The following is a 21,320-nucleotide window of genomic DNA, read 5'->3' as shown; positions in this document are numbered from 1 at the left end:
CGTTTCGTCGTGAGATCGATTGTTCGGGTCTCATTGATAAGGTGTCTCAGTCTTCGTCCCGTGTCGTGTCCTCGACGAACGCGAACATGTCGTCGTCCGTATCGTCGGTAGTGTCGAGGCTGTCGTCGTTCGTGTCCGTCTCCGTGTCGTCCGCATCGACGGCCGCCTCCTCGTCAGCCTGCTCCGACAGCTCCTGGTCGTCCGAGCTACTCTCGGCGTCCTCCGGTGGCAGTTCCCCGACCGGGTCGTCGTCGAATTCAGCCGCGTCCCGGGGAGCCACTTCTGTGTCGAGCGTCGCGGGGTCCCCCTCGTCGCTCAGTCCAGTGGTCTCGATGTCCTCGCCCGTGACGAACCGATCCAGTGCGGCCGACAGCTGTGACGCCCGCATCGAGAGGTCGCCTGCAGAGCGGGACATCTCGGTCAGTGCGGTCGTCTGCTGTTCGGCGGCGGCCGCGACGTTTTCGGACTCGGCGCTGGTCTCCTCGCTGATCGTCGCGGTCTCGTCGAGCACCGAGACGACCTCTCGGGTCGCCGTTGCCTGCTCTTTCGTCGCGCTATCGATGGCCTGAACGCCCTCGTTGGTCTCGGTGGCGTACTCGGCGATCTCTTCGAGCGCGTCGGCGGCGTCTTTCACCGATTCGGTCTGGCTGGAGACCTGCTCTCTGGTCGTCCGGACCTCCTCGGCGGTCCGGTCGGTCTCGGCTTTGACACGCTCCAGTCGCGTCTCGATGTCTTCGGCGGCGTCTTTCGTCTCGGCAGCTAGCTGTTTGACCTCCTCGGCGACGACGCCGAACCCGTCGCCGCTGCCGTTGGCGGCCGAGCGTGAGGCCTCGATGTTGGCGTTCAGCGCCAGCATGTTCGTCTGGGAAGCGATCTCCGTAATGAACTCCAGTAGCTCGTCGATCTGGGTGATCTCTTCCTGGAGGCGCTCCATCGCCTCGACGGTGTCTTCGCTCTCCGCTTCGATCTGGCTCATTCCCTCGATCGCGTTCTGGGCCGCGGACTGTCCCTCACGACCGGTAACTGCGGTCCGCTCAGCGATCTCCGCGACGTCCGTCGACGTCGTCGAGATATCGTCGACAGCCGTCGACAGTTCGCTTAGCTGTACGTTCGCCCGCTGCAGGGCGTCGTTCTGCCGGTCGGCACCGTCGGAAATCTCCTGGATCGATTCGGTGACCTGTTCGCTTGCACCGCGGACCTCCTCGCTGGAAGCGGTCACCTCCTCGCTGGCGGTGGCGACCTGCATCGCGAACTGTTTCAGTTCGCCGATGGTGCCCTCGATCTCGTCGAGCATCGCGTTGAAATCCTCGCCGATGCCGCGCATCTGCCCGTTCTCCGTCTCGACGTCTGCCCGGACCGACAGATCACCGTCCGCGGCCGCTCCCATCACCGCACAGTACTCTTCGGCCGCTGTCTCCAGGTCGTCGTTGATCCGCTCGACCCGTTCGCGCTCTTCCTCCGCTCCTTCACGAGCGGTCTGAGCCTCTCGGATCTGATCCCGGAGCGCGTCGCGCATGCTCCCGAACGCCCGAGACAGGTCACCGATCTCGTCTGCACGGTTCATCTCGAAGTCCTCGTCGAGATTGCCGTTTTTCAGTGCCTCGGCTTTCGTACTCAGTTGGTTGATCGAACGGACCGTCCCTCGGCCGAACGTCACTGCGATCGCACCGAGACCGACGAACGTCGTAAACATCAGCAAGAGCAGGCTCGACGTGATCTCCGATTGCAGTGCAAAGGCCTGATCGCTGGGGACGTGGACGGTGACGAGGAGGTCGACCGTCTCCCCGCCATCGACCGGGGCGAACGCTGTGACGTAGTCCCGGTCGAGTCCTTCTTTTTCGGTTCCGTCGACGAAGCCAGTTTCACCGGCAAAGCCGCGCTGGACGATCTCCGAGTCCGCACCGAGTGGCGAGTACGCGGGGAACTCGCCGAGATTCGCCTCGAGTTGGGTCTGTTCCTGTTCGCCAGCAACGATGTTCCCGTCCCGATTGACGACCTGCGTGAAGACAGCGTCATCATCGTAGCCCTCGGTCACGGTTCGGAGGTTCGTCGTGATCACCAGCGCCCTGTTGGTGTCCTCGCCGGGTATCGGACTCACGAACGAGACGGTCGGTGCACCCTGGATCTCCTCGACTTCCGAGACGTACACCTCGTCGTTTGCGACGTCGAACTCCTCCCAGGCCCACGGCGCTTCGACGATGTTGAGCTGTGTCCCCTCGCGGGCGTTCTCGCTGCTGTTTACGATCTCTCGCTCGTCGAGGTCGACGAAGTGGATCGCTCTGATGTCGGCCGGTAATCGTTCCACTTCACTGCTGAGAAACTCGGAGACGTCTGCGCTCCCGCCTTCCTGAAACCGGTTCAGGTCGGCCGTGCTCCGGACGTTCGCCGATCGTTCGGACTGCCAATCCTCGATCGAGTCGGCGTACCGATCTGCGACGCCGGTGTATTCTGACTCGACGTCTTCGGACAGTTGGGCCGACGTTTGTGCGTATGCCACGGCGCTGACTGCGCCCACGACGACCAAGACGATCAACAGCGTTGCCACGAACTTTCGGACGAAACTACGGCGGATGAAGGCCGGGACGATTTTCCCCGCGAGACCGGGCTTTTGTCTGTTTTCTGGACTATTGCCGCTATCTTCCATAGGCCCGAACCTATCCGTTTGTTATTATACTTTTTGGCTTGTATCTACTATTGAAACTAGTAGCAACAGTAAATATAATGAATGTATGTGAAACTACTTTTTGAGTAAATATAGGTTTAGGTAGCCGGTGTTTTCGAATAGTGGATCTGCTAATACTGCGTTTTAATTCTCTGAGACGGCATAAATGGCACATTACAGAATTAAAATGAACGATAATAAAGGACCGGGCCGCTATTTACTTGATGCGTTATTAGTTACTATGCTTATCTATCCGGATTTTTTGCCTATTGACGATAAATAAGACAATTATTAATTATATATCTATAGTTATACTACATCCGGGGTGCGAAAACCGATCGTACACATCGCACAGCCCAGCCGTTCCTGCCGACAGCTAACGCTTATACTGTTCGTCGATGAAGCTACGCCCGTGCGCCGACAGACTTTCGAGGGGGAATCTGACGACGAACTCGTCTTCGTCCTCGGCTGGGGCAACAGGATCGACCACGAAAACGTCCAGTGGCTGATCGACGAGTTGCGCAGTGAGTATCGTGTGAGCGTCTTCGAGCTCCCGGACACTATCGACGATTTCGTCGAGGAGTACGTGGTCCCGGTAGAGCGGTACGTCGACGGACTCGACTCGTTCCGGCTACTGGGTCACAGCACCGGCGGCCTGATCGGACCGTATATCGAGGGCGCAGAGACGCGGACGTATCTCAGCCCGTGGTGGGGATACGACGAACGCCAGCAAGGCCTCGCCCTGACGCTGCTCCGAAAGCTACCGCTCTCGGTCCCCATCGTCCCGACAGAGGCGAACGACCGGGACGTGATCGGGGAACTGGCGACCGATCGCCAGCTAGCGGAGGAGGGTGGCCGGGCGGCACCCTCGTTCCTCCGTGAGGTACTGTACGCGCAGCGAGCGCTCCCCCCCATCGCGGAGGATACTGTCGTTTTCTGTACGCTTCGTGATCGGCTGGTCAGCACGCGAGCGATCGGGGAGCGAGTCCCGCCGGAGCGAATCCACCTCTACGACGGCGGTCACGAACTGTTCTCCTCGCCCGAGCGCGAGCAACGCCTCGACGCGCTCCTCGACGCCGTCCGGGACGGTCCGGGCGCGCTCGAACGTGTCGAGCCGAAACGGTGATATCGGTCACGCGGCTACGATTCCGCAATGGATTGCACCAAATGCGACCGCGAGGCCGTGATGCACGCGGCGTACTCAGGTTCGCATCTCTGTGAGGAACACTTTCGCGGCTCCGTCGAGAGTCGGGTCCGTCATCGTATCCGCGAGGACAGCCTCGTCCCGCGCTCTGCTACACCCGAGACCCCGGAAACGTGGGTAATCGGCCTCTCCGGCGGCAAGGACAGCGTCGTACTCACACATATCCTCGACGAGACGTTTGCGGAAGACCCCCGAATCGAACTGATCGCACTGACGATCCACGAGGGCATCGAGGGCTATCGCGACAAGAGCGTCGACGCCTGTGAGAAACTGGCGAGCGACCTCGACTTGCGCCACGAAATCGTCAGCTACGAGGAGGAGTTCGGCGTCCAGATGGACGATGTCGTCGAGAAGGATCCCCAGAACATGGCCGCCTGTGCGTACTGTGGCGTCTTCCGGCGTGACCTTCTCTCCCAGTACGCCGCGGATTTTGGTGCGGACAAACTGCTGACCGGCCACAATCTGGACGACGAGGCCCAGACCGCGCTGATGAACTTCCTCGAAGGCGACGTCGAGCAGATGGCGAACCACTTCGAGGCCAGCCTCGGCGACTTCGAGGACCGTGATCTGCCGGATGACGCGGGAGCGGACGGCGAACTCGGCACGCGCTCCGAGCAGGACACCTTCGTCCCCCGGGCAAAGCCGCTCCGAGATATTCCCGAAAAGGAGGTCGCCCTCTACGCCCACCTGACCGACCTGCCCGCACACATTACGGAGTGTCCACACTCCAGTGAAGCCTACCGCGGCGAGATTCAGGAACTACTCTACGACCTCGAAGAGCGCCACCCCGGCACCCGCCACTCGATCATGTCGGGCTACGAGGAGATGGCCGCACTCGCCGCCGACAGCTATAGCGACGACACTGGCGGTGTCGAAACGCAAGAGTGCGTCGAGTGTGGCTCGCCGACGACCCGCGAGCGCTGTCGGAAATGTGCACTGGTCGACGCCGTCCAATCGGTGTAAGACATCACTCGCAGTTGTCGGCGTCGAACTCGACGGCGTCCTCCCCGATCCGTATCCGTAGCTCCTGATCCTCACAGCCGTTCCGTTCGAGTTCGTAGGTCGACGCCTCGCTCTCGACGTTCATCTCGATATCGTACTCGACGCCAGCCAGTACGTTCTCTTCCCGACGTGACGCGCCGGCCCCGAGTTCGTACTCCTGTGCGAGGACGAGTTCACTGTTCGTATACACCCTGAAGTCAACAAGGACGTCGCTCGATCGCTCGTTTGTGATCTCGTACGTCGTATGGCCGTTGTCGGTGTCAGAACAGCCAGCCAGTGCAGTGGCGGCAAGCGCACAGCCACCGGTCAACAGCCGCCGTCGATCGAGGTCGAAAGTCACGGTGACCAAATCTTGTCGTCGCGCACAAATCAGCGTTTCCGAACCGATCGAAAAAGGGATTGGCTACCGGATGACGTCGAGACCGTTCTGCTTCTCGACGGTGCTTTTCCCGCCGTCGCTCTGGGTACCGTAGTTCTGCTGGCTCCCCGAGTCCTCGAGGTTCTGGCTGGCGTCGAACGACGCTTCGTCCGCGCCTTCCAGACTCTGTCGGGACTTGTTGGCCTGCTTCTGGGTCGTCGGCCCGAGCACCTGCGCGCTCTGGACGCCGGTCATGATCGCCATGACGCGGACTTTACCCTTGTACTCTTCCTGGATCCGGGCGCCCCAGATGACATTTGCGCTGGCATCCAGCCGCTCGGTGATGTTGTCTGCGATTCCTTCCGCCTCCTTCAGAGTGAGGTCGGGTCCACCGGTAATGTGGACGAGCCCACCGGAGGCACCGCGGTAGTCGACGTCGAGCAGCGGGTGGTTCATCGCGTCTTTGACCACCTCTTCTGTCTTGTTCTTGTCCTGTGTCTCGCCGACGAGCATGACCGCGACGCCGCCCTGATTCATGATCGTCGTCATGTCGGCGTAGTCGAGATTGATCAGGCTCGGCTGGGTGATCGTCTCCGAGATTCCTTTGACCGTCTCGGCGATGATCTGGTCCATCACCGAGAACGCCTTACCGATCGGGAGGTTCGGGACGTACTCCAGCAGACGGTTGTTGTCGAGGACGATGATCGAGTCTGCCTCGTCGCGGAGTTTCTCCAGACCCTCTTCGGCCTTGACCGTCCGCGCGCGCTCGACGTTGAACGGCGTCGAGACCATCCCGACGACGATTGCGCCCTGCTCTTTGGCGATCTTCGAGACCACAGGCGCCGCACCCGTGCCGGTACCGCCACCCATCCCCGCGGTGACGAAGACCAGATCGGCGTTTCCGAGCACTTCCTTGATGGTCCCCTGGGCCATCTCGGTGGCTCGCTCGCCCATCGACGGATCGCCACCTGCACCGAGTCCGTTCGTCAGGGATTTGCCGACGAGGATCTTCGTGTCGGCTTCGATCATCTTCAGGTGTTGCTTGTCAGTGTTGATCGCAATCGTCTCGGCTCCCTCGACGCCAATGTTGTACAGCCGATTGACCGTGTTGTTACCGGCACCGCCAGCACCGACGATGACGATCCGGGGATCACCGAACTCGTCGTCGTCGGCCGCGGCGTCCATCTCACGCTTCTCCTCCTCGGCGTTTTCAAGTGCGTCTTGAACGATATCTTGCATGCCCTACACCTTGGCCCAGGTTCGTTTGTTGGAGTTCCCGGATGTCTCCTGTTGTTCGTCGACCATCTCCCGGACGGCAGCCCGAATCGCTTCGCTGCGGTTCGGGTACTGTCCGGAGTCGACCATCTGTTCAACCGCGTCGATCTGCTGTTTCGGAATTCGCAGTGTCACACGCTCCATATATTGTATTCCCCTTGTGTAAGACGGCCGTCGTATTCGGATTCTTTCCCCCTGTGTCTTACACTGGACACCGCCCGACAACGTCGAGCAAGGGGGAATCCACCCCATCGTGTAAGACAACCGTCTTACGCGACTGGTACCTCTCGTGCATACATAATAAATGTAACGCCGACCGTGATACAAACAAGTAAATGCCGCGTACGGTCGTGTGTGACTTCCTACCGTGGATCTAGCACGTCTGCAGCGGGCGTTCGGCGGCCACAGCCCGGGCAGAACGCCCAGTCGGACCGGATCTCGTCGCCACACTCACAGAACGCTCGTTTCGAGGCTTTTTCACCACAGTTCGGACAGTAAACGTGGTCCTCGCCCACCTCATCGCCACATTGAGCACACTGCCGGCCCTCGGAGTCACTGTCCTCCCGCGTCACGTCTTCTTCGTCTGTCTTACGTTCCGCGCTCGTGCGCTCGTCGTCGATCGAGACGTTGACTGTAACGTCTTGCGGGTGCGCTCGGGCCTCCCGCAGTCGCTCGTCAAGCCGTTCGTCGATCAGTTCGTCGACGCGGTCGGCCACCAGCGCGTCTAGCGAGTCCGCTGTCGGGGGGGACGTCCCTGCGGAGCCTGATTGTCGGTCCTCGATGTAGCTCCGCAGCGCCTCCCGCAGGACCTCGCTTTTCGAGGCATCGAACGACTCGATCTCCTCGACGAGGTCGTCATCCGCCCGGAACGTTATCTTGCTCATTGCCCGCTCGTCTTGCTCTGTGTCGCCTTTCCATATCAAACTTCGCACCTGTCTGACGCTCGTCTGTCGCAGGCTGGTGCACACTGGCACGGCGCCCGTCGATAATAACCCTTAAGTCCAACAGTGAACGATTCGTAATCGCACGCCCGCCCTTAGCTCAGACTGGTAGAGCAGTCGACTGTAGATCGACTTGTCCCCCGTTCAAATCGGGGAGGGCGGACCTACTTCCTACCCGAATTGCAGTGGACAGCCAAACGGCTGTTTACACTGCTTTTAGAGCCTCTAACCGAGGATATAGACTTTCGAAATCGCGGCGAAAATCTGGAGTTCAGGTGGTAACCAGTCGGGGGTCCGCGCGTTCTTGCGAAATTCACAGTGCAAAATGGAGGTGGTCGTCGTGTTGAAACTCGTCGATAGCGACGAGTCTCCCACCTGCCGGAACTGTGGCGCCCACGTCTCGGCAGACTTCCGGCGCGTCTACGGTGACGAGTCCGACACCGTGCATCGGTGTCGCGACTGTGACACCATGCGGCGGCTCACTCGCGGTAGCGCGGCCGGACTCGACCTCAATATCCCCGATCCGAGCGCAGACGGCCACCACACGGGAAAGGCTGAGACGGGGAGGTCGGCATGAGCCAAAGCCAGCTCGCCGAGTTCGTCGGCGTCCGTCGCGACGATCTCGACAAGCTCACCGAAGCCGAGCGGAAGGCGTACGTCGCCTGCCGGATCAACGGCGTCGGCGTTCGCGAACAGGCTCGTTTCAGTGGTCGATCACCCGGAACGGTGGGGAACCTGCTCCGCCGCGCCGAGGACAAACTCGACGGAGGTACCCGATGAACCGCGAGCGTGGGCTGTGGGCGACACTCGTCGGGCTGGCGGCCGGTGACGCCGCAACGACCATCACGGCGCTGGCGCTGGGCCTGCCGGAAGCGAATCCGCTCTTTGAGGCGCTGATGGGTTCTCTCGGCATCGTCGCGGTCCCGCTGTCGCAAGTCCTGTACGTTGGGCTGGCGAGCGCCGTCATCACCGCGGTCGAGCGTGGCCGCCGGACGCCCGTGTTGCTCGCTGGTATTCTCCCGAGCGCCCTGGTCGTCGCGAACAATCTCGCCTGGATCACGGTGACAGTCACGGGGTGGTCGGCGTGACCCACGTCGCGACGTCTCCCCACGAACTCGAAGGCAACCTGAATTTCTTCGAGAACGGGCTGAGTCCGTACTGGGCTATCTCGAAACTGCTGTTCCACGGTTTCGACGGCTACTCCGGGGAGATGGTCAGGGAGATCGCCGGCGAGGAGTGGACGATCAACCTCAAGTACCAGAAAAGTGGGATCGCCCCGCGCCCTCAGGACGACGTCGAGGAGCGACTGTACGAGTTCCGGATCGGAGCGTACGGCGACGGCGAGCGAAAAGCGAACTTCCACGTTCGACCGCGGTTTGCCGGGATGGAGCACTACGAGGACGGCGATGAGATCACGTCCCCGTGCGATAGCGACGACCTCCCGAACGAGGCGACGAACGTGAAGCTCTCGGGAAGTAATCTGGAGCCCGAGACCTACCCGGTGCTGCTCCGGAAGGTCCTCCAGGAGCTCGCGGACGAAGCCGGGATGGGCATCAATCTGAACCACTTCACGACGATCCACCCGACGAGCAACATCACGACCTACGAACGGTATGTCCGAATACAGCGGTCGATGGCCGAGAAGTACGTCCGATCGACCGGATCGCTCCGGCGGCTGTTCGAGCTACTCGCCCAGCGGGAAGGGTCGAGCGTCGTCTACAAAGCCGACAACAGCGGGCCGAACACGGATATCGTGGGCTACAACCACCGGCTGATTATCCCGAAGGCGGACGCCAGAGAGATGATCCCGATGCACTCGCGGGGCAAGCAGCTGAAACACTACCATCCCGAGTACGTCCACGGTGACGAGGAAGACGCCATGCACCACCCGAAGGTCGGCGTTCTGCTCAAGAAGTCGCTGAACAAGAGCCGGTCGTTCGCCTGGAGCGACCGCGAGGGTCTCCGGCGGGAGATCGACGAGACGCTCATCAACACGCTCCGGTGGTCGGATATCCCGGTCGGTGCTGGCGGAACGACCTTCATCGCCGATGATCACTTCGACGCCGCGCCCGCCGAGGAGGACGTCGAGTTCTTCGAGGATCCGACGCCGGAGATCGAAGCGAAACAGGACGCCTTGCTGATCACGACGCTTCGAGACATGACCGAGGCGGATGTCGATTTTATGGAGGCGCTGGTCGCTGACGGAAGCGGCCAGCATCCCGAGGACCTGGCGAGCAACGCCGAGCGCGGTATCTCGACGCTGTACCGGTTCCTCGACCGACTCGACGGCCTGGTTCGGAACGACAACGCCGCGGTCGAGTTCACCAGCCGGAAGATCGAGCAGGAGATTGCCGGAATCGTCGAGAGCGCCGAGCACCGGATCGAGAACGCAGCAGACCGAGCGGCGAAGCTGATGAACGTGAATGTCCGGCAGTCGGCGTCGAGCGCGTTCCAGAAGTGGATGCAGACGTACGCCGCCACGTTCGATTTCGACCCGGACAGCGACGAGACGACGGTCCGGATCGACACGCGACTCGGGGAGTTCAAATCCTCGTCGTACCCGCGCGTCGAGGACGTCCTCCAGGAGGCGAAGACCGCCTGGGTGAAGGACAGTCGCGACGTCGCCGACCTCCTGGAGGCGAGCGTCGAGTGGCTGAACGCTGACGGTGATCGTCGACGCGGGCGGGTGCGTTCGCTCACCCGGTAGCGCCCGACAGTCGAGTGGCAACGCTATTCTTCGACCCCGACAGTTCAACTGGAGTTGCAGTTTTTAGGTACTTAGGTATAGTTTACTTTACTTGCAGGCAGTGGCTACGCGGTGATCGGGCCGATCGGGAGAGAGTCCGGGACGGGGGTGTTCCCACCGAGCGGGACACACCCCTTAGGGAGTGTGCCTAAGGGCACTTGCGAAAAAAAGTACCCCGCTCCGCAGAGTTCCAGTTGATCCACTGGAAACGGGGGTTGTTCTGTATTGTTGACTTAATTGAAGCCATCAAACAGTTCAGTCTCCCGTGTTCAACTCCACGAAAGTCCGTCTGTAACGCAAGTGGATGACCCTCTGGGACGATCGGCTTCTCGAAATAATCCAGCAGGAAGGTGCTGGATCTCGGGAAAAGCACTCTGAGTAGGAAGAAATTTGCGTGACTAAGTTACACGTCTCTCGAAGGCTCAGCAAGCTCGCCGATCACGATATGCTGAAACACCTCTGTAATCGTGTTTACGTGTGCCGAAGAACGTGCAGTGTCACCTTCTTCTGTATCTCAGTCTCGTCGACGGTCCGCGTCACTCGATTCGGCTGCATCTCGTATTCGCTTGTAAAGCTCACGGCTGACTTAGGGGAACAGAATTTGGATAACGACACGTCGTAATTCTGGCAACATTTTTGTAGCCGGTCTCCATTGTTAGCGGCACCACTATCGATGGATATCGAAGATTATGTCGTTGACAGCGAACGCATCGTAACTGGAACAAAAGCAAAGAAGGGAATGTCCCCAGGAAAGGAATCGGGGAAAGGTAATATCGCTTGTACGACGAACCGAGTCGTCTACGTCGAGGGAAAAGATGTCGTCGACATTTCACTAAATGCAGTGAATTCCGTCGAGTACGAGGCACCAGCGTACCCCGTCAAGATACTCTACCTCGGCGTCGCGCTCGCTTGTATCGGGTTCTTGGGAATCTTCTTCCCGTCTGAATCAGTGTCGACTGCCGGTGGATTTTTTATTGGTAGTGGTGTGCTGACCCTCTTAGCTGGATTGTACTACAGGAGCAGTACACTGAGACTCCACACGCCAAACAAGAGCTACGAGTTCAGCACCCGAGACGACTCGATACAGAACGTTGCTCACGCGCTCCGTGGGTACGAAAACTGAAGACAAAAACATCTCGTAGACACTAACCGGACACTATGTCTACGACCAATTGAGACAATTATACTTACAGTCTAAGAGTTCACTTTGTCAGTATGGGAAAATGGCGGTCACGCGTTCGAAAAGAACTTAGGCGATATCAGGAACAGATTGAAGCGGATCAGATCTCTCTACAAGAACTTGAGAAACAGGTGTTGCCGACGGTTCAGTCCGATTTCCCCGACAATGACAATCCGGATGCTGCTTTTCGTCGCACCTTGCAGGAGCTACGAGATCAAGGAGATGTCGAATTTCTTGGGAACGGAGAATACATTCTCGACTTTGATAGCGACCTTAATCTCAAGGAGGCTTTTTCGACCGTCCTTCGTGATTATAAAGAGGCCAAAGAGAGAGGTGATCAAAGTCACCATGCTGCAGAACTCATCAAAGACGAAATTCCTAGTGAATTAAAACAGCTACTTGCCGATGATCATCTACTATTCAAAGGGTCAGTCGGTGCTGGGACAATGGCTAATATCCCCTGGATTGGCATTTTCGATACCAGAGTCACACAGAGCCCACAGGAAGGATTGTACGTAGTCTACCTGTTTGATACTGATTCGGAAACCGTGTTTCTCACCCTAAACCAGGGGATGACCGATCTTCAAGACTCCTTCGGTACCAAAATCGCCCGTGAAGTTCTCGCAGCACGGGCTGAGGCGCTCCGTGATGTCGTCGACGTAGAACGATTCGAGAATAGCCGTATTCATTTACCCGATAAATTTCTAACCTCTCGAAATAGCCTATATGGTATTTCGACTATCTGTCACCGTGCATACGATCTGGAAGATATGCCTTCAACTGACGTTCTCCGTGAGGATGTCCGCCGACTGGTAGACACCTATCAAGATCTTATTGAGAGTAATGATTATCAGACACTACTCGATGCGTTTGATCCAGATGAACAAGAGCAGCTGAATCCGTTTGAAGGATCTACGGAGGGTGGAAACGACGGCACGTCTGTGCAGGTTCCAAATCCCAAGGAGGCACCGCGCCGTGCGAGCGAAATTGCGGAGCAGCTTGAATCAGTTGGACAGGTAGTTTTGCATGGACCGCCAGGTACCGGGAAGACCTACACTGCACGTCAATTCACTAAGTGGTGGCTTCATGAGCGGAACGAAAACCCGACCACAGATCAGTTCCGTGAGGTAACGTTCCATCCTTCGTTCACCTACGAGGACTTTATCGAAGGCTTAGCGGCTCACACGCAGGGTGGTGACGTCGTATATGAGGTAGAATCCGGTATATTCAAGCAGATTTGTGAGGATGCAAGACGGGAGTATCAGGAGGCTCTTTCAGAAGACCGCACTCCTTCACCGTACGTACTGCTCATTGATGAGATCAACCGTGGAAACCTTGCAAAGATTTTCGGAGAGGCAATTACGCTACTGGAAAAAGACAAGCGAGGTGCTGATCCTCAAAACAGTTCGGTGAGTTTAGCCCACTCGGGAGAGCCATTCGTAATTCCACCGAATCTCTATCTGATTGGGACGATGAATACCGCAGACCGTTCGATCGCGCTGGTTGATGCTGCGTTACGTCGTCGTTTTAGCTTCCACTCTTTTCCGCCCGATTATACGGTACTGTTGGAAGAATATGATTACAACTGGGGTTCAATGCAGGCAGTACAACAAGAGGCCCTACAAGCGGAGTCAGTTACACACCGAACACTACTTGCAGCCTCGATTGCAGCATTGAGTATTATCAATAAACGGATTCTAGATACGGGTGACCTCGGAAAGGGAAAGCGAGTCGGGCATTCATATCTATTGGGGACGAAAGATATTAACGACATTGTCAATGCCTGGAAATATCAGATTCTACCTCTTTTAGAAGAATACTATTTCGAGGATCTCGATCGGCTTCAATCGGACCTTTTCGGCACACCTGTTCCTTTCCTCTTTGATTCGGATCAGTACGAGATAACACGTTTTGAGGCAGGAGAACTGCAAGAGACGCTTACTGATCTTCTAGCTCAGTCAGGTATTGGAAGCCAAGGGCTGTAACAAAGCATGAGTCTATCCGTCAAAGATCCAGAAGAAGCGATCATCCTTCAGGAGAGACAGGAGTTGCGCCTACGGTTACCTAAGAACGATATTGACCGTCTTCAAGAGATCAACCAATTAACCGTAAACCGGGAATCCGCTGAAATAGCAATTGTTGAGTCAAAAGGCTACGTTGGAGCGATCGGTCTCCCAAGCGGTCAGCTTTTAGAAATCTGGCCTAAAGTCGAGTGCAATCTTCTATATCTCTTGGCATATGATGATCGTCTGGATAATGAGTTAGTCTACGGTGATGCCGCTGGCTTCGAGATCGGAGAATCCTTCGTCGAAATCATCGCTCGGCTCTATATACGAGAGCTAAAGCGTGTTCTCAAACGAGGTCTCTATCGAGACTATCGAGAACATACAGGCCGCGAGAAGCATCTACGGGGACGGCTTGACCTTCACCGTCAACTTCAACATCAAGAACCACACGGTACAGAATTTGAGGTTGAATACGATGACCTCACATATGATCTCCCAATAAATCAAGTGATTCTTCGGGCGACCACGATGCTACGACGTCTCGTCAATGATCAGTCTCTCTTGAGCGAACTAAACCGATATCATGGGATGTTACACCAGCGATTAGAACCTCGTGAACTAACTCGGTCTGAGGTTGAGAACATTAGTTTATCCCGACTGAACAGCTATTATCAATCACTTCTTGAGCTTGCTCAGATGATTCTTGAACATAGCTTTATTAATGCGATTGGGACGTCGCAAACTCAATTTCGCACGTTCCTTATCGACATAGAGCAGCTCTTTGAGAAGGTTGTGCAACGATCAGTTCGCGAAACGCTTGGACAAAACTACTCTATGAACACTGGTCAAGTAGGTCACCTCGCGGCGAACACAAACGGCGAAACTATCCAGGGACTTGAACCGGATTTCACGCTCACAAATAAGAAAAGCGGAGCGGTGGTACTTGTGGGTGACGCGAAATGGAAGAGTGATTCCCAGCCTGCTCGTGGTGATCTGTATCAGATCAGCACATATATGGCGAAGTTCGACGCTCCCGGCTTGCTAGTCTATCCAGATCAAGGTGGAAAAGCTACTGACCGATATTCATTCGATACTGACGACGCCGCAAATCCTCACCGCCCACTGCATACGATAGAACTCCCGTTCGACGCAAAGAGTTATGAAGACTTTCCCAAATCCGTCGAAGCCGCTATTTCTAACCAGATACAGCAAATTATGGAAGCCACCTACAATTCCTAACCCCACACGTCACTCGCTTCCTCATTCAGTTGTACACCACTATACTCGATATAGGTACGCACTCGACAGATCGGCGTGGCCCATCGTCTGCCGAATGTACTGCGGCGTCGCTCCCTTCGAGGCGATGAGCGTCCCGTAGGTGTGCCGAAGAACGTGCGGTGTCACCTTCTTCTGGATCTCAGTCTCGTCAGTGACGCGCGTCACTCGGTAGTAGACTGCCTATCGGCCCACGCCCACGGCTTCATTTAGCTTGAAGAACTCGCGGATCACTCGAAGCGTATCGGGATCTCGAACCGGTATCGTTCGAGCAACGTGCTCGGTCTTGGGCGTCCAGTCGTCCTGTTCGGCAGGCACTCGTAGCTGTTCGTTTTGCCAGTCCATCCAGTCGCTTCGGAGCTGCGAGAACTCGCCCGCTCGAAGGCCGGTGTGAACCAGCGTCCGGATCGTGAAGTCATGGGCCAGGTCGAACGTCTCGACGACGTCAAGCAGCTCGGTCAGTTCGTCTTTCTCCAGGGGCTCGCGTTTCCATGTAATTGTACTTCGACGCGAGCGGTGTGCAAAATGATCTACAAAGAAGCTTGGGATTGGGGGGTTTCGAGGAGATTTGACGGCTTCCGTTTAACAGACTTGTAAGACTGTAAACTGACGGTTGGTGATCAATACAGATGGAGCACATGTTGCTCAGTCTACTGGGTCGCTGGTGGTTACCGCGCCGAAATGCTCATGATGTTGCGTTTTTACAGTTGTGAGTGATATGTTAATTGAGTCGCTTCCTGAGTTTCTCATCGTGCATTTGGGGGTGTTTGGTCTGATCATTACAGGATTTCTCGTCGAAAAGCACTACGTAAGCCGGCCAGCGATGTTCGCTAACGGGATCGCGTTGAACGTCCACGTATACGAGTTTCCGATGCCGCCAGAATGGCTGATTTTATATGCCGATGTCGGGATTGCCGTGAGTGTAATAGCGATTTTGTCGTACGCAATGGAGGTCAGACTTCCTGAAGGATATTACAATGTTATCTGGTATACATACTCCTCAATCGCCGTGGGAGGTGTAGTTCTACTTACAATTCCCGCTTAGGTACTGACGGCTAATAGAATAAAAATTATACACGCATCGGTTACCATTCCCCTCATCGAAGGCAGAAATATCTATAGAGTCTACAAACTTGCAGGACTGTAGACGTAGGAGTGCTTTTGTTTATTCAAGATGCTCTATAGGCCACAGAGCCAGATAGTTCATTAACTACGTTTGGGAAAAATAGATACTATAGCACTATTTCGAATCTTTTCAATTTGCCATTGTTATTGAGTCCCCCTGAGTATCACCCCCGTTTTCAATCTGTCTCATCCATAGGTTTCATTACGGAGGCAGTTTTCTATTCAATTGAACACGATGAGCGTCTCCATTGAGAAAGGGGTCAGAGATAGGATTGAGAATCCTACCCCGTCTGAGGAAGTCAAACTCATCGTTGACCTTGACGAGGTTAATAGCCCTGAAAAAGTTGTTGGCGATGTAGAGGCTGTCGGGGAATCCGTCAAGGTTGAGGAGACGCTTCCCTTCCAATGCTTAGCAGTCTCCGCTAGAGAGGACGATCTCGAAGCGCTGAGTGAACTCCGATGCATCTCCCGCATTGAAATTGAAGGTTCGGGTAAGGTGCTCAATTCGGGAAACTGACAATTCCCCGAAGGTTCAATTCCTTCGCGGATCTTAAAGGAGAGTATCTAAACTCCCTTGTGGAGCATTATGAGCTCTTAGAGGGCGGCCCTATAGAAGGAGATACTGCTGACATCGCTATCTTAGACTCAATTAGTGAAGCCAGTGAAGAATTTAGAGAGTACAATACAATTGGAAGAGAACTGGACGCAATAAATGCTGGAGACAGTAACACTCACGGACACGGCGTTGCTCACATCATAGGACGGTATGCAGATAATACCAAATTTCATTTTTATCAAACAATCCATCCAAATGGAAATTTTAAGGATCGAGACTTGTTAAAAACTTTTGGAATTATACAACATGTTATTGGTGAGATAGACGTAATAAACTTTTCTGCCGGTCTTGATCATGCTGCTAACCCTCATAAAGACTGTGACCGGAGCGGGCCGAGTTGCAAAGTGTGTCGTGTTTTAGAAGACCTTCTTGACGATCATACTGTATTTGTTGCAGCCAGTGGCGATCAACTTCAAACAGATGGGTTGGTCTGTCCTGGTTTGTCTTCTGAAGTCCTTTCTACTGGGGGTGTTACTGCTAAATGCACTGCAGAAATCAAACAAGAAGATAAGACAATATCTATTGGACCAGGTACTGATCAGCCCGCACCTAATGCTTTTTGGATCAAGCGATCTGATAATGATGGTGCTCAGGGCACATATTGTACCAACCGAGGATGTTACCCTGGAACGTCTTGTATAGAAAACCGACGGTATGAGCAGTGGGAGCACAATCACGAGCCAGCTGAGAACAGTCCAGATGTGCTAGCACCAGTACATTTGCCTATTGAAGATGAAATTGGGCCGTTACTCGCTCAGGGATCTAGTTTCTCCGCGCCCATTGTTTCTTCTCAAATAGCGAACGTGATTAGCGGTCTTCAGTCTGTCGGCGTGTCGACCACCCGGCAACGAATAAAACAGAATATTATTGAGCATACAAAAGGAGCGTTTTCTTCAGGACCGGGTATGCTATGTGGAGTTGATTTTGCTACTGAAACAGGAAATTCGTACGATCTTGATCTTGAATTTGAAGATACTACTGACTTATTTTTCACCACAACTGGATCAGATTGTAATTGGGATGATTCCTGAGGCTTCGGCTAGTTCACGGTTGAAGATTGAATCTATATTGTCGGAAAAGAATAAATTTACATTTTATTGGGACCGAATTAAAGACTTAGACATCCCAATTCCAAAAACCGAAATAATATTCTTGGAAGAAAAAGATGGTCAATTATGGTGGGATACCAGTGAGATAATATCTACATTGAATACTTGGGGTGCTGAAGAGGCGTTTGTTCGGTCTAATTATAAATCCGCCCCTCACCGCTTAAGAAGCGGGTCTCACATCTCCAAGCGTGAACCAAGTGAGATTAATAGAACTATTGAATCACTTCTATCACAACTGTCTGCTTCCAACTGGGAACATGGTGGGGCTCTTGTTTTGCGCCAGTGGCTTGATTTGAACTTTTGTATGCGCGCAGAGCATCGGGGTTGCCATCCCGAAGTCCGGTTCTTTATTGAAGATGGAGAGATACTGAGCTTTACTCCAAGAGAAATTGGCTCTGAAGATATTTGTGACATGCAGTATGATCATTTAGAAAGAATAATCAATTCCGGCACTAACGAGATACCATTACGTTACGCTCACAGAGTCGCAAAAGAGTTCACGGAGTATACTTGGGCTGTTGATTTTGTAATGGATACGAACGGGAATTGGTTTTGTACTGAAATGGGGCTTAACGCCATTTACTGGAATACGGAAAGTGCGGACTGGTTAAATCATTGTGATCATAATGATTTAGAGGCTTTGAGCCCTCGCGAAATACATTCGTGTGCTCTTTATTATGGTCGCTTGCCTGAGACTCACTGATTACAATTCTTGGATTTAGATCACTCCTATCGAGAACGCGAGATACATCTCTAAAATAGCTAAAAAACCTCTTTAATCGAGATTTTTCCCTGTTTGGTATCACGGTGATCACCGCCCCCATGCCACCGTAGCAGCGGGAGATCGCCCGCTCGAACCATCCTGTCGTCGAGGACGGTACACCCCGATCGCCCGTGTGGCCGATACACTACGAAACAGTACCAGCCGTCGTGCCGTCGAAGCTTCTCGTGGTACTGCCGATACACTTTGAAGTTCCCCGGCTGACCGTCCGAGTGCTCACGCATCGTCGATTTGATCTCGACAGGCGTCCCGTTCCCGAACCGGGCATCGTACCAGCTCGCCCGCTCCAGCGAGAACCGACGCTTCCGCGCCATCCGCTTCTCGCAGAGGGTGCCGAAGTGGTTCGCTCGCTTCGAGCGATTCACGCACACCACGCGCGTCGCGCGCCGATATATATACTCCGCGCCGCCCGCCCATCGGTCGCCCCGCTCCCTCGGAGCGGGGCAGGCTGTGGGCCTCTACTAAAGGGGTGTACGTTGGGGTTGCCACCCTGCCACCGTACCGGAGTCATCCGATTACCTCCTCGACTTTGGCAAGGGTCTCGGAGTGTTTCCCCTCGTCGTGGTACTCGTTCCAGCGCGTTCGCACCCACTCGCGGCTGTACGGGACGAATTTCTCGACTTCACGGTTTGCCATCCCCTCCTCTTTGCATCGGATGGTGGTCCAGATTGCCGTCTGCCGGGCCGCCTCGTCGGCGTCCATCTCGTCGGTCTCCTCGCCGTACTCGGACCAGCTCCAGGCGCTCGCTTCCTTCGTGTTGAACCGCCAGTCGGTCGGCGGGATCCCGTCGATCTCGAACTCGACGTCGGCGAGCTGGCCGCCGCGGATCGCATCCGCGACGACGGCCTTCTTCTTCGAGGTCTTCTTGACGATCGTCCCGACGCGCCACATCATCGGGTGGATCGAGCGCTCGCCGTGGGCGATGTAGATCATCGCGCCGCCGTATTTGCGGATCTTGTAGATGAGCGGGGCCATCTTCTGGGCGGTCTCGTAGCCCTGCTTGCCGCGGCCCGACGCCGCCGAACTGAACTCGTCGCCGATGAACAGCTTCGAGCGCTGGGCGTGATCGAGCGGGTCGCCGTCCTGCTCGACCCACTCGCAGAGGGTGCCGTAGTCGCCGATCCAGCCGTCCCGGACGTCGCCATCGTCGTCGACCCAGCGCGTCTTCTCTTGGAGCGACTGGATGTTAGTGCCGATCAGGCGGTCCTCGGGCTGGTGGTGGTCCCAGCGCTGGCCCAGCAGCCCAGCGAAATCCGTCTTCCCCGCGCCCATCTCGCCGAGCAGCACGATGATCGGCGCGGGACCAGTGATCAGGTCGTCGACCTTACCGATGGCCTTGATCCCGCTGACGTCCGCCCGCTGGTTGGTGTCGCCGGTGAGGTGTTTGAGCGTCGCCATGTCGCCGTTTTCGAGTGCTTCCCGACCGGTCTCGGTGCCGGCAACCCGGCGGATCGCCCGGTGTTTCCGGAGGTCCTTCGACTGGGCGGGCATCTGGTCGGGGCGGTCGGTCTCCTGTGGGTCGTACGCTGTCGCCCGGATCGCCAGCGCTCGCGAGACCTTCTCGTCGCGAACAATCCCAGTGTGTTCGTGGACGTCGTCGTTGCTCCGCTCGAGGAAATCCTCCTGGTACTCGCGGAACGTCGCCGCGGTGAACAGTTCCTGCTCGTCGGTCACTCGTCGACACCCCCGTCAGTGGCGGCCTGCTCGGGCGGGCGGTCCGGTCCGACTGGGTCGGGCGACCAGCTAGCATGCTGTCGCTCGGAGTAGGATTCGAGGTCGTCGACGTCGAGATGGTCGTCGTCCTGTTTGACCTGTTCGAGTGAGTCCTCCCACGCCTCTTTGACCGCGAGTTGGGGCTCCATAAGCCCGCGCTCGTCTGCTTCGGCCTGGGCGTTGATCACGTCGTCCTGGACCTGGAGCCCACGCTTGCTGTCCCGTGCCCGGAGTGCGTTCAGGTCGAGCCACTTCTCGACGAACGTCTCGTGCAGGTCGTGTGCGAGCGTGCGGAAACTGACCAGTGCCGAGTCCTGCATCTGCGAGAGGTGGCTGCCGCGAACCCGGAGCTGGTCGAGTTCCTCGTCGTACTCGAACTCGCGCACCTCGAAGTCCTCGTTCTCGTTGACCCGGTACGGACTCGGCCCGTCGACGTCCTTCTCCGACCAGATATCCGGTGAGACGAGGTACTTCTGGCGGGTATCGGTCGCCGCGTTGATGTGGTAGACGGTGGTCCAGTTGCGGGTTCGGAGCTTCCGAACACCGCTGATGAACACGGCGAACAGCGGCGGACCGAGCAGGAGCAGTGCCGCGAACATCCCGCCAGCGATCGGGGGGATACCCGGCAGACTCGGACGGAACCAGACCAGCGCCAGCCCGATCGAGACCGCGACACCAGCCACGATCAACTGGCCCTCTGCAAGGATGTACGTGATACGATCCGACCAGCCGCCGAAGGTGCCACTCGTGTCTGTCATACTCCTGCCTCCACGACGCCGTTCGCTTCCTGCCTGAGCACGTACGCCGCCGAGAGTGCCGCCAGTACCACGCTCATAGTGACGCCCGTGAACAGGCCACTCGTGCCGCCGAACGCCTCGAAGGGATCCTGCGCTTGCCCGCCAGTCGAGAGGTACGCCCCGCCACCCTGTGCGAGACTCTGCTGGGTGGAGATCGTGACCGCCGTCCCTCTCTGCTGAGCATCCCGTGTGGCAAACGTCACGACTGACTCGCCCTCTGGAATCTCGAACCGATTGTAGTTGAACGCTCCCGACCCTTCCTGGAAGCCGCCCGCTTCGGTGACTGCTACCTTCGTCGGCGCGTCGGCGTCGAGCGTGATCGTGAACACTCCGCTATCATACGACCAGTCCATTACCCGCGTCTCGGTGTCGATCACCTGCTCGGCCTCGTCGCCGAGGTCGTCGTCGAGCGGCTGCGTCTCGTTCTCGGTCTCGTTCGTCGGCGTCTCCTGTGCCGCGACGCCCATCCCGCCCATGCCCACAGCCAGCGCTACCGTTACCGTCAGTAGCACGAAAAAGAAACGTCGCAT

At 56.4% G+C, this 21,320-nt stretch carries 22 protein-coding genes, 1 tRNA gene and 1 pseudogene; 14 read left to right on the top strand and 10 right to left on the bottom strand.

The window, feature by feature from the left end:
• Positions 1 to 46: 46 nt before the first annotated feature.
• Positions 47 to 2,644, bottom strand: a complete 2,598-nt coding sequence (locus ACFQL3_RS12210; protein ID WP_377054645.1) for a methyl-accepting chemotaxis protein — start codon at positions 2,642 to 2,644, stop codon at positions 47 to 49.
• Between the two features lie 430 nt (positions 2,645 to 3,074).
• Between ACFQL3_RS12210 and ACFQL3_RS12205 the strand changes: the two genes are divergently transcribed.
• Both ACFQL3_RS12205 and ncsA read left to right on the top strand, forming a co-directional pair.
• Positions 3,075 to 3,788, top strand: coding sequence for an alpha/beta fold hydrolase (locus ACFQL3_RS12205; RefSeq protein WP_377054643.1), 714 nt, complete (start codon positions 3,075 to 3,077; stop codon positions 3,786 to 3,788).
• Between the two features lie 27 nt (positions 3,789 to 3,815).
• Complete coding sequence (ncsA, locus tag ACFQL3_RS12200; RefSeq protein ID WP_377054641.1) at positions 3,816 to 4,829, top strand: tRNA 2-thiolation protein NcsA; 1,014 nt, start codon at positions 3,816 to 3,818, stop codon at positions 4,827 to 4,829.
• A 4-nt stretch (positions 4,830 to 4,833) separates the two neighbouring features.
• Here ncsA and ACFQL3_RS12195 read toward each other — a convergent pair whose 3' ends face one another.
• From ACFQL3_RS12195 to ACFQL3_RS12180, 4 genes are all read right to left on the bottom strand, one after another.
• Positions 4,834 to 5,208, bottom strand: coding sequence for a hypothetical protein (locus ACFQL3_RS12195; protein ID WP_377054639.1), 375 nt, complete (start codon positions 5,206 to 5,208; stop codon positions 4,834 to 4,836).
• 63 nt (positions 5,209 to 5,271) lie between these two features.
• Positions 5,272 to 6,465 carry a cell division protein FtsZ gene (gene ftsZ, locus ACFQL3_RS12190; RefSeq protein WP_377054637.1) on the bottom strand — a complete coding sequence of 398 codons (1,194 nt, stop codon included), beginning with the start codon at positions 6,463 to 6,465 and terminating at the stop codon, positions 5,272 to 5,274.
• A gap of 3 nt (positions 6,466 to 6,468) precedes the next feature.
• Complete coding sequence (locus ACFQL3_RS12185; RefSeq protein ID WP_377054635.1) at positions 6,469 to 6,645, bottom strand: ribbon-helix-helix domain-containing protein; 177 nt, start codon at positions 6,643 to 6,645, stop codon at positions 6,469 to 6,471.
• Between the two features lie 218 nt (positions 6,646 to 6,863).
• Positions 6,864 to 7,385, bottom strand: coding sequence for a double zinc ribbon domain-containing protein (locus ACFQL3_RS12180; protein ID WP_377054633.1), 522 nt, complete (start codon positions 7,383 to 7,385; stop codon positions 6,864 to 6,866).
• Between the two features lie 146 nt (positions 7,386 to 7,531).
• Between ACFQL3_RS12180 and ACFQL3_RS12175 the strand changes: the two genes are divergently transcribed.
• The 8 genes from ACFQL3_RS12175 (at position 7,532) to ACFQL3_RS12140 (ending at position 14,613) form a co-directional block, all read left to right on the top strand.
• Positions 7,532 to 7,605: transfer RNA gene (locus tag ACFQL3_RS12175), tRNA-Tyr, on the top strand.
• A 162-nt stretch (positions 7,606 to 7,767) separates the two neighbouring features.
• On the top strand, positions 7,768 to 8,019 hold the full coding sequence (locus ACFQL3_RS12170; RefSeq protein ID WP_377054631.1) for a DUF7563 family protein: 252 nt from the start codon (positions 7,768 to 7,770) through the stop codon (positions 8,017 to 8,019).
• Positions 8,016 to 8,222 (top strand): sigma factor-like helix-turn-helix DNA-binding protein, encoded by a 207-nt coding sequence (locus tag ACFQL3_RS12165; protein WP_377054629.1) that lies wholly within the window; start codon positions 8,016 to 8,018, stop codon positions 8,220 to 8,222. The genes ACFQL3_RS12170 and ACFQL3_RS12165 overlap by 4 nt, the downstream gene beginning before the upstream one ends.
• Positions 8,219 to 8,530 (top strand): hypothetical protein, encoded by a 312-nt coding sequence (locus ACFQL3_RS12160; RefSeq protein ID WP_377054627.1) that lies wholly within the window; start codon positions 8,219 to 8,221, stop codon positions 8,528 to 8,530. Before ACFQL3_RS12165 ends, ACFQL3_RS12160 begins: the two co-directional genes overlap by 4 nt.
• Positions 8,527 to 10,149, top strand: a complete 1,623-nt coding sequence (locus tag ACFQL3_RS12155; protein WP_377054625.1) for a hypothetical protein — start codon at positions 8,527 to 8,529, stop codon at positions 10,147 to 10,149. The genes ACFQL3_RS12160 and ACFQL3_RS12155 overlap by 4 nt, the downstream gene beginning before the upstream one ends.
• Positions 10,150 to 10,861: 712 nt before the next feature.
• On the top strand, positions 10,862 to 11,311 hold the full coding sequence (locus tag ACFQL3_RS12150; protein ID WP_377054623.1) for a hypothetical protein: 450 nt from the start codon (positions 10,862 to 10,864) through the stop codon (positions 11,309 to 11,311).
• A gap of 92 nt (positions 11,312 to 11,403) precedes the next feature.
• Positions 11,404 to 13,353 (top strand): MrcB family domain-containing protein, encoded by a 1,950-nt coding sequence (locus tag ACFQL3_RS12145; RefSeq protein ID WP_377054621.1) that lies wholly within the window; start codon positions 11,404 to 11,406, stop codon positions 13,351 to 13,353.
• A 6-nt stretch (positions 13,354 to 13,359) separates the two neighbouring features.
• On the top strand, positions 13,360 to 14,613 hold the full coding sequence (locus tag ACFQL3_RS12140; protein ID WP_377054619.1) for an McrC family protein: 1,254 nt from the start codon (positions 13,360 to 13,362) through the stop codon (positions 14,611 to 14,613).
• 39 nt (positions 14,614 to 14,652) lie between these two features.
• Here ACFQL3_RS12140 and ACFQL3_RS12135 read toward each other — a convergent pair.
• A pseudogene (locus ACFQL3_RS12135) lies at positions 14,653 to 15,126 on the bottom strand (tyrosine-type recombinase/integrase).
• A gap of 241 nt (positions 15,127 to 15,367) precedes the next feature.
• Here ACFQL3_RS12135 and ACFQL3_RS12130 point away from each other — a divergent pair.
• The 4 genes from ACFQL3_RS12130 (at position 15,368) to ACFQL3_RS12115 (ending at position 18,202) form a co-directional block, all read left to right on the top strand.
• Positions 15,368 to 15,694, top strand: coding sequence for a hypothetical protein (locus ACFQL3_RS12130; RefSeq protein ID WP_377054617.1), 327 nt, complete (start codon positions 15,368 to 15,370; stop codon positions 15,692 to 15,694).
• 315 nt (positions 15,695 to 16,009) lie between these two features.
• Complete coding sequence (locus tag ACFQL3_RS12125; protein ID WP_377054615.1) at positions 16,010 to 16,291, top strand: hypothetical protein; 282 nt, start codon at positions 16,010 to 16,012, stop codon at positions 16,289 to 16,291.
• Positions 16,292 to 16,350: 59 nt separating this feature from the next.
• Entirely contained in the window at positions 16,351 to 17,421 is a 1,071-nt protein-coding gene (locus ACFQL3_RS12120) for a S8 family serine peptidase (RefSeq protein ID WP_377054613.1), read from the top strand.
• Positions 17,411 to 18,202 (top strand): hypothetical protein, encoded by a 792-nt coding sequence (locus ACFQL3_RS12115; RefSeq protein WP_377054611.1) that lies wholly within the window; start codon positions 17,411 to 17,413, stop codon positions 18,200 to 18,202. Before ACFQL3_RS12120 ends, ACFQL3_RS12115 begins: the two co-directional genes overlap by 11 nt.
• 59 nt (positions 18,203 to 18,261) lie before the next feature.
• Here the strand turns inward: ACFQL3_RS12115 and ACFQL3_RS12110 are convergent, their stop codons facing one another.
• The 4 genes from ACFQL3_RS12110 to ACFQL3_RS12095 form a co-directional block, all read right to left on the bottom strand.
• On the bottom strand, positions 18,262 to 18,645 hold the full coding sequence (locus ACFQL3_RS12110; RefSeq protein ID WP_377054609.1) for a hypothetical protein: 384 nt from the start codon (positions 18,643 to 18,645) through the stop codon (positions 18,262 to 18,264).
• Positions 18,646 to 18,787: 142 nt separating this feature from the next.
• The gene (locus tag ACFQL3_RS12105; protein WP_377054607.1) at positions 18,788 to 19,954 is read right to left on the bottom strand and encodes a hypothetical protein; all 1,167 of its coding nucleotides are present in this window, start codon (positions 19,952 to 19,954) and stop codon (positions 18,788 to 18,790) included.
• A complete protein-coding gene (locus ACFQL3_RS12100) occupies positions 19,951 to 20,751 on the bottom strand; it encodes a hypothetical protein (RefSeq protein ID WP_377054605.1) in 801 nt (266 codons plus the stop codon). The genes ACFQL3_RS12105 and ACFQL3_RS12100 overlap by 4 nt, the downstream gene beginning before the upstream one ends.
• On the bottom strand, positions 20,748 to 21,320 hold the full coding sequence (locus ACFQL3_RS12095) for a hypothetical protein (RefSeq protein WP_377054603.1): 573 nt from the start codon (positions 21,318 to 21,320) through the stop codon (positions 20,748 to 20,750). The genes ACFQL3_RS12100 and ACFQL3_RS12095 overlap by 4 nt, the downstream gene beginning before the upstream one ends.

The sequence above is a fragment of the Natronoarchaeum sp. GCM10025321 genome, from assembly GCF_042663585.1.
Taxonomy (GTDB): Archaea; Halobacteriota; Halobacteria; order Halobacteriales; family Natronoarchaeaceae; genus Natranaeroarchaeum.
This window is presented reverse-complemented; position numbering and strand designations above follow the sequence as displayed.

Bases quoted from the DNA above. Each gene is read 5' to 3' on its own strand.
- ACFQL3_RS12210 (WP_377054645.1), bottom strand. From the start codon at position 2,644: ATGGAAGATAGCGGCAATAGTCCAGAAAACAGACAAAAGCCCGGTCTC.
- ncsA (WP_377054641.1), top strand. From the start codon at position 3,816: ATGGATTGCACCAAATGCGACCGCGAGGCCGTGATGCACGCGGCGTAC.
- ftsZ (WP_377054637.1), bottom strand. From the start codon at position 6,465: ATGCAAGATATCGTTCAAGACGCACTTGAAAACGCCGAGGAGGAGAAG.
- ACFQL3_RS12185 (WP_377054635.1), bottom strand. From the start codon at position 6,645: ATGGAGCGTGTGACACTGCGAATTCCGAAACAGCAGATCGACGCGGTT.
- ACFQL3_RS12180 (WP_377054633.1), bottom strand. From the start codon at position 7,385: ATGAGCAAGATAACGTTCCGGGCGGATGACGACCTCGTCGAGGAGATC.
- ACFQL3_RS12170 (WP_377054631.1), top strand. From the start codon at position 7,768: ATGGAGGTGGTCGTCGTGTTGAAACTCGTCGATAGCGACGAGTCTCCC.
- ACFQL3_RS12165 (WP_377054629.1), top strand. From the start codon at position 8,016: ATGAGCCAAAGCCAGCTCGCCGAGTTCGTCGGCGTCCGTCGCGACGAT.
- ACFQL3_RS12160 (WP_377054627.1), top strand. From the start codon at position 8,219: ATGAACCGCGAGCGTGGGCTGTGGGCGACACTCGTCGGGCTGGCGGCC.
- ACFQL3_RS12150 (WP_377054623.1), top strand. From the start codon at position 10,862: ATGGATATCGAAGATTATGTCGTTGACAGCGAACGCATCGTAACTGGA.
- ACFQL3_RS12145 (WP_377054621.1), top strand. From the start codon at position 11,404: ATGGGAAAATGGCGGTCACGCGTTCGAAAAGAACTTAGGCGATATCAG.
- ACFQL3_RS12140 (WP_377054619.1), top strand. From the start codon at position 13,360: ATGAGTCTATCCGTCAAAGATCCAGAAGAAGCGATCATCCTTCAGGAG.
- ACFQL3_RS12130 (WP_377054617.1), top strand. From the start codon at position 15,368: ATGTTAATTGAGTCGCTTCCTGAGTTTCTCATCGTGCATTTGGGGGTG.
- ACFQL3_RS12125 (WP_377054615.1), top strand. From the start codon at position 16,010: ATGAGCGTCTCCATTGAGAAAGGGGTCAGAGATAGGATTGAGAATCCT.
- ACFQL3_RS12115 (WP_377054611.1), top strand. From the start codon at position 17,411: ATGATTCCTGAGGCTTCGGCTAGTTCACGGTTGAAGATTGAATCTATA.
- ACFQL3_RS12100 (WP_377054605.1), bottom strand. From the start codon at position 20,751: ATGACAGACACGAGTGGCACCTTCGGCGGCTGGTCGGATCGTATCACG.
- ACFQL3_RS12095 (WP_377054603.1), bottom strand. From the start codon at position 21,320: ATGCGACGTTTCTTTTTCGTGCTACTGACGGTAACGGTAGCGCTGGCT.